General features: G+C 50.3%; 15 protein-coding genes. 10 read left to right on the forward strand and 5 right to left on the reverse strand.

Translation table 11 applies throughout. The features are described 5' to 3' along the window. Positions 1-154 precede the first annotated feature (154 nt). Together NE473_RS03455 and NE473_RS03460 are read left to right on the forward strand one after the other, a co-directional pair. Entirely contained in the window at positions 155-751 is a 597-nt protein-coding gene (locus tag NE473_RS03455; protein WP_055650018.1) for a 4'-phosphopantetheinyl transferase family protein, read from the forward strand. Next, entirely contained in the window at positions 748-1,317 is a 570-nt protein-coding gene (locus NE473_RS03460) for a TetR/AcrR family transcriptional regulator (protein ID WP_006774061.1), read from the forward strand. Before NE473_RS03455 ends, NE473_RS03460 begins: the two co-directional genes overlap by 4 nt. 140 nt (positions 1,318-1,457) lie before the next feature. Here NE473_RS03460 and NE473_RS03465 read toward each other — a convergent pair whose 3' ends face one another. The 4 genes from NE473_RS03465 to NE473_RS03480 all read right to left on the reverse strand — a co-directional run bounded on the left by NE473_RS03465 (position 1,458) and on the right by NE473_RS03480 (position 4,248). Next, positions 1,458-1,688 (reverse strand): acyl carrier protein, encoded by a 231-nt coding sequence (locus NE473_RS03465; RefSeq protein WP_022033521.1) that lies wholly within the window; start codon positions 1,686-1,688, stop codon positions 1,458-1,460. Between the two features lie 141 nt (positions 1,689-1,829). Further along, positions 1,830-2,393 (reverse strand): hypothetical protein, encoded by a 564-nt coding sequence (locus tag NE473_RS03470; RefSeq protein ID WP_055650019.1) that lies wholly within the window; start codon positions 2,391-2,393, stop codon positions 1,830-1,832. Positions 2,394-2,454: 61 nt separating this feature from the next. After that, the gene (locus NE473_RS03475; protein ID WP_006774064.1) at positions 2,455-3,390 is read right to left on the reverse strand and encodes a DMT family transporter; all 936 of its coding nucleotides are present in this window, start codon (positions 3,388-3,390) and stop codon (positions 2,455-2,457) included. A 3-nt stretch (positions 3,391-3,393) separates the two neighbouring features. Beyond that, complete coding sequence (locus NE473_RS03480) at positions 3,394-4,248, reverse strand: AraC family transcriptional regulator (protein ID WP_022033519.1); 855 nt, start codon at positions 4,246-4,248, stop codon at positions 3,394-3,396. A gap of 247 nt (positions 4,249-4,495) precedes the next feature. Here NE473_RS03480 and NE473_RS03485 point away from each other — a divergent pair, with 247 nt between their 5' ends. From NE473_RS03485 to NE473_RS03520, 8 genes are all read left to right on the forward strand, one after another. Continuing rightward, complete coding sequence (locus NE473_RS03485; protein WP_055650020.1) at positions 4,496-5,665, forward strand: SAM-dependent methyltransferase; 1,170 nt, start codon at positions 4,496-4,498, stop codon at positions 5,663-5,665. Between the two features lie 330 nt (positions 5,666-5,995). After that, positions 5,996-6,256 (forward strand): thioredoxin family protein, encoded by a 261-nt coding sequence (locus tag NE473_RS03490; RefSeq protein WP_006774069.1) that lies wholly within the window; start codon positions 5,996-5,998, stop codon positions 6,254-6,256. Between the two features lie 28 nt (positions 6,257-6,284). Continuing rightward, positions 6,285-7,835: a metallophosphoesterase gene (locus NE473_RS03495; RefSeq protein ID WP_155560767.1), complete on the forward strand. Its 1,551-nt coding sequence runs from the start codon at positions 6,285-6,287 to the stop codon at positions 7,833-7,835. Positions 7,836-7,919: 84 nt separating this feature from the next. Further along, positions 7,920-8,777, forward strand: a complete 858-nt coding sequence (locus NE473_RS03500) for a MurR/RpiR family transcriptional regulator (RefSeq protein WP_022033516.1) — start codon at positions 7,920-7,922, stop codon at positions 8,775-8,777. Positions 8,778-9,285: 508 nt separating this feature from the next. Then, positions 9,286-10,203, forward strand: a complete 918-nt coding sequence (gene pfkB / locus NE473_RS03505; protein WP_055650022.1) for a 1-phosphofructokinase — start codon at positions 9,286-9,288, stop codon at positions 10,201-10,203. Position 10,204: 1 nt separating this feature from the next. After that, on the forward strand, positions 10,205-12,160 hold the full coding sequence (locus NE473_RS03510; protein WP_055650023.1) for a PTS fructose transporter subunit IIABC: 1,956 nt from the start codon (positions 10,205-10,207) through the stop codon (positions 12,158-12,160). Positions 12,161-12,383: 223 nt separating this feature from the next. Beyond that, on the forward strand, positions 12,384-13,526 hold the full coding sequence (locus NE473_RS03515) for a metallophosphoesterase (protein ID WP_055650024.1): 1,143 nt from the start codon (positions 12,384-12,386) through the stop codon (positions 13,524-13,526). Between the two features lie 13 nt (positions 13,527-13,539). Beyond that, the gene (locus tag NE473_RS03520) at positions 13,540-14,367 is read left to right on the forward strand and encodes a nucleotidyltransferase domain-containing protein (RefSeq protein WP_155521587.1); all 828 of its coding nucleotides are present in this window, start codon (positions 13,540-13,542) and stop codon (positions 14,365-14,367) included. A 101-nt stretch (positions 14,368-14,468) separates the two neighbouring features. On the opposite strand, the gene NE473_RS03525 is transcribed toward NE473_RS03520, so the two are convergent. Beyond that, complete coding sequence (locus tag NE473_RS03525; RefSeq protein ID WP_055650025.1) at positions 14,469-15,227, reverse strand: DUF305 domain-containing protein; 759 nt, start codon at positions 15,225-15,227, stop codon at positions 14,469-14,471. Positions 15,228-15,251 lie beyond the last annotated feature (24 nt).

Here is a 15,251-nt window from a genome sequence, read left to right on the forward strand (position 1 = left end):
GTTTTGTAATAGCAGTATAACATGGGCAGGCCGGACGGGACAAGGTTTTTTTATTGAGTAATAGAAAATTCCGGCAGAAATAGTGAAGTGACATTTGCCGCAGGCTATGGTAGAATGAAAGGAAAATTGGTTGAAATCAGGAGTTGGAGACACTATGGTCTGGATTTATCACGCTTTTTTTGAACCGGGGACAGGCGGAAACAAGAGGGAGACCGAGCACGAACAAGGGCTTTGGCTTCTGCGGAGAGCTCTGAGAGAACGGTATGGGATAGGATGCGGGGAAGGACGGACGCCGGAACTGGCTGAGGGAGCGCATGGAAAGCCATACTTAAAAGAGTATCCGCTGATTCACTTTAATATCAGCCACTGCATGGGGCTTGCCGTGCTTGCCATCGGGGATTGCACCGTGGGGATTGACGCGGAGTGCGTGCGGCCGTACCGGGAGCCGCTCTTAAAAAGAGTACTTTCTGATGCCGAGCTCCGGCAGATGAAGGAGGCGGGAGAATCGGAGCGGGAGGAGTTGTTTTTCCGGTTCTGGACTCTGAAGGAAAGCTATGTGAAGGCGGTAGGATGCGGGATTACCGTGCCCTTACAGGATATATCCTTTCAGATTGGTAAAAATGGGGAAATCGCGTGTGAAAAGACCGGCTGGAGTTTCCGGCAGTGGAAGCTGGCAGAGAAGTATATTGTATCGGCCTGTGTAGCGGGGGAAGGGGAAATTCGTCTGGCAGAACAGGAGGAACAGCCTTGAGTGGTGAGAAAAAGGATTTGCGTTACAGCAGAACGGACAGGCTTTTGCAGGAGGCGTTTTTGGAGCTTCTGAAGGTAAAATCAGTCGACCGGATTACGATCAGGGATTTGACGGAACGGGCGGGGATAAACCGCTGTACGTTCTACCACCATTACCAGGATATCTACGATCTTCTGGAGCAGATCGAGGATGGAGTCATGGAACACGTGCTGGAGATGATGCGGGGGTTTCATCCCAACCGGGAAGAGGATGTCAGCCGCCGGTATTTTGAATGCTTCTGCCAGTACATTTATGAGAACAGGACTGTGTACTGTGTGCTGACCAATGGCCAGGAGAGCCGGTTTATCAAAAAGCTGCTGAAAATGATCTCAGAGTACATGGCGGGATTATCCGGGAAGGAGAATGACGGGGACAAGCTGAGCCGCGAATATGCAGTAGCCTATTCTATCGGAGGTGTGGTGGGTGTCCTGCATAAATGGATGAAAGAGGGGTTTGAAAGCCCGCCCGAGATGGTAGCCGGTTTTATCAGCAATGTATTTTTGAATGGAATGAAGGATATTTTGTGATAACTGATGAGGTACGTTCTGGCTGAAGCATTATGGCAGAGGCGGCCAAAAATTTAGAAAGAAGCGGTTTGGGGAGTATGATTCCTCAAACCGCTTCTTTCGCATATCTGCAATTGCAAACAATGTTCAGCGAGCTGCCTTTATGATACGGCAACACGTTCGATATAACGGAACATGTCGTCCACGGTTTTGATTTCAAGCAGATCGCTGATGTCCGTCTCAATCTGAAAGTGTTCTTCAATATCTCCGATCATTGCGATAAAATCCAGAGAGTCAAATCCTAAGTCTTCAACGAAGCGGGAATCTCTGGTGATGGATTCCGGGCTGACATCCACGTACTGGGTGACGAGTTCCTTTAACTGCTTATACATATTCATTCCTCCCTTGATTCTCCTCCGGTAACTGTCCGGTGGTTTGAATTTGAGTCCAAGTTTAAGCAGATTTCCATCAAAGATCAAGCAACAGATCGGAAAAGTTGTTGCTTAAGCAACAGATATTGAAAAGTGTTGTTTTTATTGGTCGATTACCTCTGAATTAATGCCCATAATATTCAGCTGTCCATCCTCGGTTAAAGAAAAGAAGAGACCGGGCGATCCGGATTCGCTGCCGATGAAGATGCCGGCCTGTGACGGCGTCAGCTCTTCCGGATCCACTCCGGCGACGGCCTGAAGCATGGCGTCTGTAAAGATATCGTCCTTCTGCGATATCAGTGCTGCGGCGTCCGCAACATCCTGTCCCTCCGTGTTGGCTTCTGTCGTAACGTAAACGGGATAGGCGCAAAGCCTGGACAGCGCTTCGATATCACGCTCTGAGAAAACCTTCTGGATCTGCCCGGCAAAGCCTTTATAGTCTGATTCTTCCAGGGAGGCGGCCCTGCCTGCGGTTACTTCGGGGACGGCTTCCGCCTGGAGGGAGAGGTCTGCCTCCGTTCCGTTAAGCCCGTTTTGAGCTTCGTCAGTCTCCAGCACAACGGCAGTACTCCCGAGCTGGAGCGGGTCTTCTTTGGGCTGACAGCCGGTCAGGCACAGCAGGGCCGCGGCTGTAACTGCGGCGGCCAGCAAACATTTTTTTATCATGACAGCAGTTCTCCTTTGTAATGACAGATTCGATCAGACTGGCTGATCGGTTACTCCCATTTTAAGGTCTGTCCATACCGATGTCAACCGAAGGTTTTCTGGCTGTCTGTTTTAACGTGATCCGGCTCTCTGAGAGTATCAGCCCGGCCAGAGTCAGTACAATTCCGCATGCGGACTGCCAGGTAATAACCTCGTGCAGAAAGATTAAGGAAGTAATTACCGTGATGACGGGAACGGCATAGATGTAGACGCTTGTCTTTACGGAGCCCAGGGCTCTGACTGCAAAATTCCAGGTTACGAAGCAGAGAGCGGAAGCGCCGAATCCCAGGAAGAGGATGTTGAGTGCGTTCTGCATTACCATAAAACGCGCCGGTGCAATCTGGAAGGGCAGGAAAAACAGCGCCGGTACCATAAAGATAAGACCGTAAAAAAAGGTTCTGCGGGTGCTTTCAATGGTTCCGTACCCATAGCTTCCGATTTTTTTCGTAAGAATGGAGTAGGCCGCCCAGGTGATTGCCGCCGCAAGCGCCAGCAAATCTCCTTTGGGACTCAACTGGACGCCGGTACCCTTCTGAAAGCTTAAGAGGGAGATTCCCAGCATGGCCGCCGTGAAGCCGGTTAAGAAACGGCGGCCCGGCTTTTCCCCCTTCATGAACAGCCAGTCGAACAGGCTGGTGAAGAACGGGGCCACGGAGATGATAATGCTTACGTTGGCTGCCTGGGTCAGAGTCAGCGCGAAATTTTCCATCAGGAAATAGAGCGTGACGCCGCAGAGGCCGGCTGCCGCGAAGAGCAGTTCTTTTTTTATATCCTTCGTGTGGAGGAGGCGCGGGGCGGCGATCCACAGCGCCGCGTATCCGATAAAAAAGCGGAAAAACAGGATTTCCAGCGGTGTAAAGGATACGAGCAGAACCTTGGTTGAAATGAAGGTGGTTCCCCAGATGAAGATGGTGACGGCGGCCGCGAGATGGCCCGCCATGTTTGGCTTTTCTGACATGTTTTATTCCTCCGTACCGGCGGCTGTATCCCTGCCGGATTCTGTAAATATTTTCTGATACTGTTTCGGAGTCAGTCCTGTGAAATCCTTAAAGAAACGGGTGAAATGACTCTGATCGGTAAAACCGGCTCTGGCGGCCGCATCGATGGGAGGTACCGCCTGCTCCAGCAGCTTCTTTGCCTCTTCCAAGCGAATAGACTGGAGATAGCGGTACGGGGATACTCCCGTCTGCTTTGTAAAGGTGTGGAGCAGCCACGATTTGCTTAAGTGAATCTGATCGGTCAGCTCCTCCAGCGTGATATTTTCGGAATAGTGCTCTTTTAAATAATCACAGGTATCGGCGATGGCACTGTCCAAAAAGACTCCGTTATGCTCTTCGTAAGGAGCGCTGTGCTCTTTTAAAATCTGTTCCAGAAGGAAAAAGAACGCTTCCTCTTTTTCAAAAGGAGACGCGCCGGTTACGATGGCATTGTAGACATCGGCCAGTGACGTGGTGATATCGCTGTGATAGACGACATTGACGGTGAACTGCGGGATAAATTCCCGTCCGGTAATGTCGGCGGCAGCCCTTTTCATGACCGGAACGGGAATGTTTAACGCCCGGTAGTCCAGCAGTTCCCCGTTCATGGGAGAACAGAAGTGGTTGTCTTTCGGGTTAAAGAGAATCAAATCTCCTTTCGACAGATCGTACTCGGATCCGCGGCACCACAGATGGCGGCAGCCGCCTTCTATGAAGCCGACGACGTAGCATTCATGAAAATGATTGGGAAATTTCTGTACGATGCCGCTTAACTGATAAGCTTCGATACCGAGACAGCTGTCGTAGAATATATGGCGTTGTTCCTGAGATGTAGTCATGGCATACTCCTTTCAAACTTTTTTGATTTTATCACAATTAAGTGAAAAAGTCTTGTATGATATGGCAAATGAAGGCCCGGAAAGAGCGTCAGAGCCAAAAAGGGCTGTGACACGCCGTACTGGCCGTGAGCAGTAACGGGAAGTTTGCGCTTTTGCTTATAAAATACCGAAAACTGGAAAGAATTTTTTAGGAAGACCGTGATTGAGGACTTCACTGAGAGTAAACGGCAATATGGAGGAACCGCATATGAAGAATATGACAGATAATTTTATGATTTCTTTTTTACAGCGTTTTGATGAGCATCCCTTTGATGTGAAGATCCATGGAAAAACCCATCACATTGGCAGCGGAAATCCGGCTTTTGTGGTTGATTTAAAAGAGGACATTGAGGGGAAAGAACTGCTGACGAGTACTTCCCTGGCACTGGGGGAAGCCTACATGAAGGGGAACCTGGAGGTGGAAGGGGACTTATTCGAGGCCCTGGATTCGTTTCTGGGACAGATGGACCGTTTTTCCACCGACCGGTCCAAATTAAAGAAGCTGATGTTTACCTCCCAGTCTAAGAAGAATCAGGAGAAGGAGGTCACCTCCCATTATGATATCGGCAATGATTTTTACAGTCTGTGGCTGGATGAGACCATGAGCTATTCCTGCGGTTACTTTAAACATGAGACCGACACCCTGTATGAGGCACAGTGCAATAAAGTGGAGAGAATCCTGGAAAAACTCTGTTTAAAGAAGGACATGACGCTGCTGGATATCGGATGCGGCTGGGGATATTTGCTGATCCGGGCCGCAAAGGAGTACGGGGTAAAGGGACTGGGAATTACCTTAAGCCATGAACAGCAGAAGGAATTTGAAGAGCGGATCGAAAAAGAGGGATTGACGGGACAGATTGAGGTGGCGCGGATGGATTACCGCGAACTGGAGAAGAGCGGCAGACAGTTTGACCGGGTGGTCAGTGTCGGGATGCTGGAGCACGTGGGACGGACCAATTACGAACTGTTCGTAAGAAATGTAAACTCTGTGCTGAAGCCGGGCGGACTTCTCCTGCTTCATTATATCAGTGCGCTGAAAGAGTATCCGGGGGACCCGTGGATCAGAAAATACATCTTTCCGGGCGGTATGGTGCCGAGCCTTCGGGAAATGATTCATTTATTCGGAGAGTACCGGTTCTATACTCTGGATGTGGAAAGCTTAAGACGCCACTACTATAAGACTCTGCGCTGCTGGGAACGTAATTTCAGCGGCCACAGGCAGGAGGTGGAGGCAAACATGGGAACCGAGTTTGCGAGAATGTGGGAACTCTATTTGAGCTCCTGTGCGGCTACCTTTCACAACGGGATTATTGACCTGCATCAGATCCTGGCCTCGAAAGGCGTGAACAACGATCTGCCCATGACGAGATGGTATTAACTGGAAATGAGGAATTATCTCAAAAAAGTGGTTGCATTTTTAGTTAGTATATGCTAATATATATTCAGTTAGCAAACACTAACTACATGTGAATATTCTATACAATATATGAACCCTCTGGGTTTTCCTTCATTGACCCGTGAAGGAATCATGACTCCTATGAGAACCGTCCCTGTTACCGCATGACAGAGGCGGTTTTTCATGTGTATTGCTATACAGAGGAAATAATGATAGAATGGTAAAACAGTATGAGAAAAGCAGTATGAGAAGAGCAGAAATGAAAGAATGACAGGTTTTCCAGCAGGATGAACCGGAAAGGTTGGAATACAGATGAAAAAGGTACTTATGATGATTCAGGAATCATGTCCTTACTGCCGTCAGGCGCTGCGCATGATGGATGAGCTGAAGGAGGAGCGGCCGGAGTATAAGGCGGTTGAGGTGAAAATTGTGGATGAGAACAGGGAGAAGGCGCTTGCAGATTCCCTGGACTACTGGTATGTACCGACCTATTTTGTGGACGGGGTAAAGGTGCACGAGGGTGTGCCTACTATGGAAAAGGTGCGGAAGGTTTATGAGAAAGCGCTTAACTGACAGAAAGGTACATAAATTGTGACATCATATGAGTAACGGGAAGAAAAACTGGCTGATAATCCTGATTTATGCGGGATTGATTGCGATGTGTCTTGGCATCGTGTGGTTTGTGGGAAAACTCTCCTCGCCGACGGAACCTGACAGAGAGAGCGGAACCTGGACGACAGGACCGCAGACCGAAGAGACGCAGGAGGAACGTAAAGAGGGGGAGACGGAGAGTGTGAAGGCGACGCCATCCGAGGCGGAAACGCAGGAGGAAGGCAGGCAGCAGGGGGAACGCGGGAACTGGTACAGCGGCCGTACAGGGACAGGACGGATGGAGACGGAAGAAGAACTGCCGGTGGAAGAATACCGGCCGCCAACCATTGTAACAGTTTCTGACATCCATTATTTTCCATCGTCCATGACCGATTACGGCGAGGCGTTTGACGAGCTGGTGAAACGGGACGACGGAAAGCTGATTCCCTATATTTCTCAGCTGATGGATGTGTTTAAGGAAGAGATGACGGAGCTTATGCCCGACGCGGTGGTTCTGAGCGGTGATTTGACGCTAAACGGCGAGAAGGAGGCCCATGAGGCGCTTGCCGGGAAGCTGAAGGTACTTGCAGACCAGGGGGTGCGGGTTCTCGTAATTCCGGGAAACCACGACATCAATAATCCCCATGCCGCCTCCTATTTCGGAGAGGAGAGGACGGCTGCCGAGACGGTCAATGCAGAGGGATTTCTGGATATTTACCATGAGTTCGGATATGATCAGGCGATCAGCAGAGATGAGACTTCCTTGAGCTATATCTGCCGGCTGGATGAGAAGAACTGGCTGATGATGCTGGATTCCGCTCAGTATGACCCCGTAAACCTGGTGGGAGGAAGGATACGAAGCACTACGGTCAAATGGATGGAGGAACAGCTGGAGGCAGCGAAGGAACTGGGGATTACGGTAATCCCTATTGCGCATCACAATCTCCTGAAGGAAAGTATTCTGTATCCGGTGGACTGTACTCTGGAAAACAGCGGGGAAGTGATCCGGCTGCTGGAACGATACCGTGTACCGGTCTTTATCAGCGGCCATCTGCATCTGCAGCGGACGAAGAAATACAAGCCCGAGCCGGGAGAACCGGAGGACGTCTATCATATCAGTGAGATCGTGGCGGACTCCTTTGCCATTCCGCCCTGTCAGTACGGAATCCTGTCATGGGGAGACGGCGGGGAACTCCGCTATGCGACGAAGGAAGCAGATATGGAGCGTTATGCGGCGGAGCACGGCCTGACAGATGAAAACCTGTTAAACTTTAAGGAATACGGAACGGATTTCCTGGTGGGAGTGATCAGTCAGCAGATCTATCAGAAGATGAGCAGCCTGCCGGAGGAACACATGCGCAAGATGGCGGAGCTGTACGGCCAGCTGAACCGGGATTACTGCGCAGGAACACCCATTGATGTGAAAGAGATAAAGTCTGAGGAAGCATTCCGCTTATGGGAGAGGAATCTTCCGGACAGCCGGATGTTTGAGGAGATCGATGATATTCTGCGCGACACCGGAAAGGATCACAATACGTGGGAGTTACCGGGAGAGTGGTAAAAACTTCCTTTACAAATTATTTCTTATCGTGCTATAATGATGAAATAAAATTACATGCGTGACAGAAACGGAGGAAGAGGAGCCATGCAGGATCATATTAACGTTTCAGGAGTCCTCTGTTCTTCTTACGATACCTTTTTTGAGGCGGAAAAGAAGATTGCAGATTATATTCTGGAGCATAAGAGTGAAATCATCGATATGACTGTCGCAGAGCTGGCATTGGCAAGCGGTACCAGTGACGCGACGGTATCGCGTTTTTGCAGACGGTGCGGATTTAACGGTTTTCATCATTTAAAGATTACTCTGGCGAAGGAGGTGGCGGAGGAACGCGGGAATTCCGTGGAGGTATCCAACGATATCAGCCGCGAAAATATCGCACAGTCCCTTCAGAACATCCTGGCCAACAAGGTGGCGGAGCTGACACAGACAGTGTCCATGATGGACCCGGTTCAGCTCGGAAAGATTCTGGACCTGATTGAACATGCCCGTACGGTGCAGCTGGTGGCCGTTGGGAATACGATACCGGTTGCCTTAGACGGTGCCTTTAAGTTGAATCAACTGGGGATCAATGCGGTGTCGGGGACGATCTGGGAGGCACAGATGGCGTTTACCTGCAATCTGGGACCGGAGGATGTGGTGATCATCATATCCAATTCCGGTTTCTCCAAACGTCTGATGACGCTCACCGCGGTGGCCAGGGAAAATCAGTGCAGGATGATTGCGATTACCAACAATGCAGCTTCGCCGCTGGGGCAGGCCTGTGATTACCATATTACAACAGCAACGAGGGAGAAGCTGCTCTTAGGCGAATTCTGCTTCTCACGGGTATCGGCTACGATGGCGGTAGAGATACTTTATCTGTTTCTGGCAGTGAGCAAGAAGGACTCTTATGAACATATCAGACGCCATGAGATTGCGATCTCTGAGGATAAGAATAATTGAGGAAATTCAACAAATATTAGCAAGGATTCTCCCATCGTCTAAGGTGGTGAGATGAATTTACCGAGCGTGGATTGAAACAAAAGAAATAAGATTCTGTGACAGAAAACGGACATGAAGCACTTTGTATGAAACGTACAGGGTGCTTTTTGATTTTCCGCTGCCTGCGGCGGGAATTGTGACTTTACAGGAAAGTTCATCCAGGGAAATAAAAATCTGATAAAGTAACTTTGCTTCGGAGCGAGAGTCCGGTTTCCCGGACTCTCTGCTGTGTTTTGGAGAAATGAAAAATAATCATGCATGAAATCAGCAATAATTGGAAAAATACATAGTAAAAAAGTACAAAAAACACGCGATGAAACAGAAAAAATGCACAGGATATTTATGGAAAGTGACGAAAATCTATAAGAAACAAAATTTCTTGCAAAAACACATTGACGAAAATGATAAATCATAATATAGTATAGCAGAGGGAAGAAATAAAATTTTATAAAATGAGGAGAGGTGACATATGATTTACACAGTGACATTTAATCCGGCACTGGATTATGTAGTAAAAGTAAATCACTTCACGCTGGGAATGGTCAACAGAACCGTGCAGGAAGATATTTATTATGGCGGTAAGGGCATCAATGTATCGGCGGTACTTAAGACTCTGGGCTTCCAGAGCACTGCGCTGGGGTTTATAGCCGGATTTACAGGAGACGAGATTGAACGGGGAGTGAAAAATCTGGGATTCCAGTCCGATTTTATCCGGGTGGAGAACGGCTTGTCCAGAATCAATGTAAAGCTTAAATCAGAAGAGGAATCGGAGATCAACGGGATGGGACCGGAGATTACCGAAGGGGATGTGGAAAAGCTGTTTAAGCGGCTTGAGAAGCTGAAGGCAGACGACGTTTTGGTCCTGTCGGGAAGCATACCCAGTTCCATCGACGACGGGATCTACGAGCGGATCATGGAACGGTTAGACGGAAAGGGCACCCGCATTGTGGTGGATGCGACGAAGGATCTTCTGATGAACGTCCTTCCTTATCATCCATTCATGATTAAACCGAATAACCATGAGCTGGGTGAGATGTTCGGCACTGTATTAAAGGATGAGGAAGAAATCATATATTACGCCAGACAGCTGCAGGAAAAGGGAGCGGCAAACGTTCTGGTCTCCATGGCGGGGGACGGCGCTGTCTTAATCGCAGAGAACGGGGCAGTATGTTCCATGGGAGTCCCGAAAGGAACGGTGAAGAATTCTGTGGGCGCCGGTGATTCCATGGTGGCGGGATTCATTGCCGGCTACCTGGAGAATGGAAATTATGAGCACGCATTAAGGCTTGGAAGCGCCTGCGGAAGCGCCAGTGCTTTTTCTGAAGGGCTGGCCTGCAGGGAAGATATTTTAAAACTTTATGAGGAATTACGACAGGAGGGGTTCTGAGATGAGAATAACGGAATTATTGAAAAAAGAAAGCATCGAGCTCGGTGTGAAGGTTTCTTCAAAGGAAGAGGCCATTGATACGCTGATCGGCTTAATGGCGGCCGGAGGAAGGCTGAATGACAGGGCCGGGTACAAAGAAGGAATTCTGGCCCGCGAGGCGCTGGGAAGCACGGCGGTAGGTGAGGGGATCGCCATTCCCCATGCCAAGGTGGCGGCGGTGAAGGAGCCGGGACTGGCGGCCATGGTAGTGCCTGACGGTGTGGATTATGAAGCATTTGATGGTTCTCTGGCGAACCTGATCTTTATGATCGCGGCCCCGGAGGGGGGAGCGGATGTTCATCTGGAAGCGCTGTCCCGTCTGTCAACGCTTCTCATGGACCCTGATTTTAAAAACGATTTAATCCATGCGGAGTCAAAAGAGGAATTTTTACAGCTGATCGATGACAAGGAATCCGAGCGTTATGAGAAAAAGGCGCGCAAAGAGGAAACGAAGGCGAGTGATGCGGCACCGGCAGTCCATGAGACTGCGAAATCCGGCGCTGCCGGTTACCGTGTTCTCGCTGTGACCGCTTGCCCTACAGGTATCGCCCATACCTTTATGGCGGCTGAGAACCTGGAACAGCTGGGAAAGAAGATGGGAATCCCGGTGAAATCCGAGACCAACGGAGCCGAGGGCGCGGCCAATGTTTTGACGAAGGAAGAGATTGCCGCTGCCGACGGAATCATCATCGCGGCAGACAAGAATGTAGACATGGCCCGTTTTGACGGAAAACACGTGGTGAAGGCTTCTGTTTCCGATGGAATTCAGAAGGGCGAGGAGCTGATTAAACGGGCTGTGAGCGGTGAGGCTCCGGTCTATCACCATACAGGTGCCGCTGCATCAGAGGAAGGCGGAGAAAACGAAGGCCTTGGCCATACGATCTATAAGCACCTGATGAACGGCGTCTCCCATATGCTTCCGTTCGTAATCGGCGGCGGACTTTTAATCGCACTGGCATTCCTGTTCGATGATTATTCCATCAATCCGGCGAATTTCGGAAAGAATACACCGGTTGCAGCCTACCTAAAGACCATCGGAGAACAGGCGTTTGGCATGATGCTTCCGGTTTTGGCCGGTTACATCGCCATGAGCATTGCAGACCGTCCCGGCCTGGCAGTCGGTTTCGTAGGCGGCATGGTGGCAAAGATGGGAGCCACTTTCATGAATCCGGCAGGCGGAGATGTGAACTCAGGCTTTCTCGGCGCCTTACTGGCTGGTTTTATCGGCGGTTATATCGTTGTCCTGTTAAAGAAAGTATTTAAGAAGCTTCCGAAATCCCTGGAAGGGATCAAGCCTGTTCTCTTATATCCGCTGCTGGGTATTTTCCTGGTTGCGGTTGTCACCACCTTTATCAACCCCTTCGTCGGGGCGATCAATGACGGTCTGACCCATCTCTTAAACGGCATGGGCGGTACCAGCAAGGTGATTCTCGGAGCCGTTGTCGGCGGCATGATGTCCGTGGATATGGGCGGCCCGGTAAATAAGGCGGCATACGTGTTCGGTACGGCGCAGCTGGCGGAAGGAAATTTCGATATTATGGCAGCCGTGATGGCAGGCGGTATGGTTCCGCCGATCGCAATCGCGCTGTGCACTACATTTTTTAAAAAGAAATTCACAGAGAAAGAGCGCCAGTCCGGTCTGGTAAACTATATCATGGGTCTGTCCTTTATTTCCGAAGGAGCCATACCGTTTGCAGCATCGGATCCGCTGCGCGTGATTCCGTCCTGTATCATCGGATCAGCCGTGGCAGGCGGGCTTTCCATGGCGTTAAACTGTACGCTGCGTGCTCCTCACGGTGGAATCTTCGTGCTTCCGACGATTGGCAATCCATTTGGCTATCTTGCAGCGATTGTGATCGGATCGGTGGTCGGCTGTGTGATTCTGGCAGCACTGAAAAAGAATAAAACTGAAGCGTAATCGTCCTGTTAAGGAAAGAGAAAAGGGGAAGATCAGTTGGATCAAACACTGATCTTTCCCTTTTTCTGCAATGTCAGCCTCTTCATTTCTGGTATCATCATTTCGAACAGTCACCATCGTTCAGCCGCAATTTCCCCGCAGCTCTCAAATGTTTCCCGTGCCATTTTCCCAGCAGGATGGTATAATTGACAGAAAATGAGAGGCAGCGAAAGGAAACGAGAGAATGCTAACAATAAGACGAGAGAGTCTGGATATCCCGCAGGGACGCCGGATTCTGGCGGTCAGCGATATACACGGACACGTTCACTTTTTGAAAAAGGTGCTGGAAAGGGCCGGGTTCTGTGAAGCTGACGAACTGATTATCGATGGTGACATCATTGAGAAGGGACCGTATTCATTAGAGACGCTCCGGTATGTGATGGAGCTTGGAAAACTCCCTAACGTCCATGTGATTTCGGGAAATGTGGACTGCTGGCAGCTGGAACTGATCGGGAGCAGGGAACCGGAGATGACGAGGGCACTGGCTGAATTTATACAAACGGCAAAGGAACGGTGGGGAGGCAGCCTTTTTCTGGATTTTTGTGATGAAATGGGGATAGAGCATCCACGGACAGAAGAGGAGACAGCTGCCGCAAAGAAACGGGTTCAGGCCTATGGGCGGGCGGAGCTGGAATTCCTGTCAGGACTGCCTTCCATCGTGGAAGCGGGAAATTTTATCTTTGTACACGGCGGGCTTCCAAATGGCTGGGAAGAGATGGAAGGACAGGAGGCCACTCCGGTTTTAAAGTTCGATGATTTTCGGAACAGAGGCGGAAGTTTCGACCGCTGCGTCGTGGCAGGCCACTGGCCCGTTTGCCTCTACCGTCATGAGGTGGCGGAATTTAACCCGTTGATTGACAGGGAGAAAAATATTATAAGTATAGACGGAGGCTGCGGCCTGAAGCGGGATGGTCAGCTTAACTGCCTGATGATCGAGGATCCCAGGGGAACCATAGAGGAAGTCAGCTGGACATCCTATGGAGGATTTCCGGAGATGACGGCGGTTGACGGCCAGAAAGAGCAAAAAACCAGGATATCCATTCAGTATACGGATAACCGCGTGGAGCTTCTGGCGGGACAGAGTGCGGGGCCGGGTCTGGTACGCCTTCGCCATCTGACCACAGATACTGTGTTTTCAGTGCCAAAAGACTATCTGTATGAGCGGGATGGAACGCTGCGCTGTGACGATTTCTGTGACTACCATATGGAAGTGAAGCCGGGAGAGCGAGTGGAACTGGTGGAGGTAAACGCCCTGGGAAGCCTGATTAAGAAGAACGGAGTCAGCAGCTGGTACCATGGAAGGCTGGAGCTGGCCGGTATAGAATAGAGGAGAAAATGATATGAGTAAAAAGAAGGAAGAAACCGGTCTGCCGATGATCCAAAAGGAAGCTGCCCTGCTTCTGGAAGAGCTCTCTTTATGCCCGGAGACCTCGGCTGTGGCTGTGGGGGGCTCCAGAGCCACAGGAAGAGCCGATGAGAAGTCAGATTACGATATCTATGTATATGTAGAAAAGGAAATTCCGGAAGAGAAGCGCAGAAGCATCCTGGAAAAGTACTGCAGCACTATGGAAATCGGGAATCACTACTGGGAGGCGGAGGACAACTGTACGCTGAAGGACGGCGTGGATATCGATCTTATTTATCGGAACAGGAAGGAATTTGAGCGGGAAATAGCCGCGGTTGTGGAGCAGTTTCGGGCCTCCTGCGGATATACCACCTGTATGTGGCACAATCTGGCCACGTGCAGGATTGTGTATGACAGAGACGGAGAACTGGAAGCGATGAAAAAGCGGTTTGATGTCCCCTGTCCGGAGAAACTGAGGGACGAAATTATCCGGAAAAACAGGGTGCTCTTAAGTGGTGTGCTTCCGTCTTACGATGCACAGATACGGAAGGCCTGGGCCAGGAGAGATCTTGTCAGCGTTAATCACAGGACAACGGAATTTCTGGCCAGCTATTTTGATATTATTTTTGCCATGAACGGACGGACCCATCCGGGGGAGAAGCGTCTCGTGACGCTGTGTAAGGAGAGCTGTGAAAATCTGCCGGACCGGTTTGAGGAAAATCTGGAGCGTTTATTTACCGTGATGTACAATCCGGATGGGGAAGTTAACGACGTGATTGCACGTATGGTGGCGGAACTGGACCGGGCGCTGCTGAAAGTGTGACCGGGAGAATTTACGGCTGGACAGCTGCCAATGGGAGCGGCGGAGAAACAGTAACAGCATATCGCGGAGCTTTGCGATATGCTGTATGAAAGAACCGGAGTTTAAGAGGTAAATTGCTTCATCTCCTCGATCTCTTTTTCCTGCGCATCGATGATGCTCTGGGCGAGAGTCCTGATTTCCTCGTAATTGGTGTACTCGAGAATCGATTTGGCCATGTCGACAGCCATCTGGTGGTGCATGATCATGCCTTCGGCAAATGCGTGATCGAGGCTGTCGGTGCCTGCCTTGTTCATGGAATGATCGTGATCCAGCATCTTGTCGTATTCCTCTAAATAGGCGCTTTCCTGGTCTGCATCGTTATGGCCTTCCGCCTCATACTTTCTGATCAGATCCCTCATCTGCCGGATCTCTTCCGTCTGGGTGGTTTTGATGGTTTCGGCCAGCTTTTTCAGCGTTTCATTGTTTCCGCCGTATTCGAGATAACTGTCAGCCATCTCGACCGCGGACTCGTGATGAGGAATCATGCCGTTTAAAAAGTCGATGGAAGCGTTTCCCGTCTTGGGAATGTTCTCCATGTCGCGCATCATGTTCCTCATGATTTCGTCCTGGCGCTGCAGGTAACGGTTTGTGTCGTCGTCAGCGGCTGCGCTGCTGGTTCCATGGGCGCTGTGATCCATATGATTCTGGCTTTCCGCGGCCCCGGATGACTGTTCGGTGGACTGGCTGCTGCTTTCCGTCTCCGCAGGTGCAGGTGAAAGCGGGGCTTTCTTACGGCTTCCGGCCGCGGCAAAGACGGCGACCGCGATGATGACGACGGCGGCTATGATTCCGGCCGCCCAGTATTTCATATTTTTATTCATAATCCCATTTCCTCCATTTCTAAT

The sequence above is a fragment of the Hungatella sp. SL.1.14 genome (assembly GCF_024460495.1).
Lineage (GTDB): Bacteria > Bacillota > Clostridia > Lachnospirales > Lachnospiraceae > Hungatella > Hungatella hathewayi.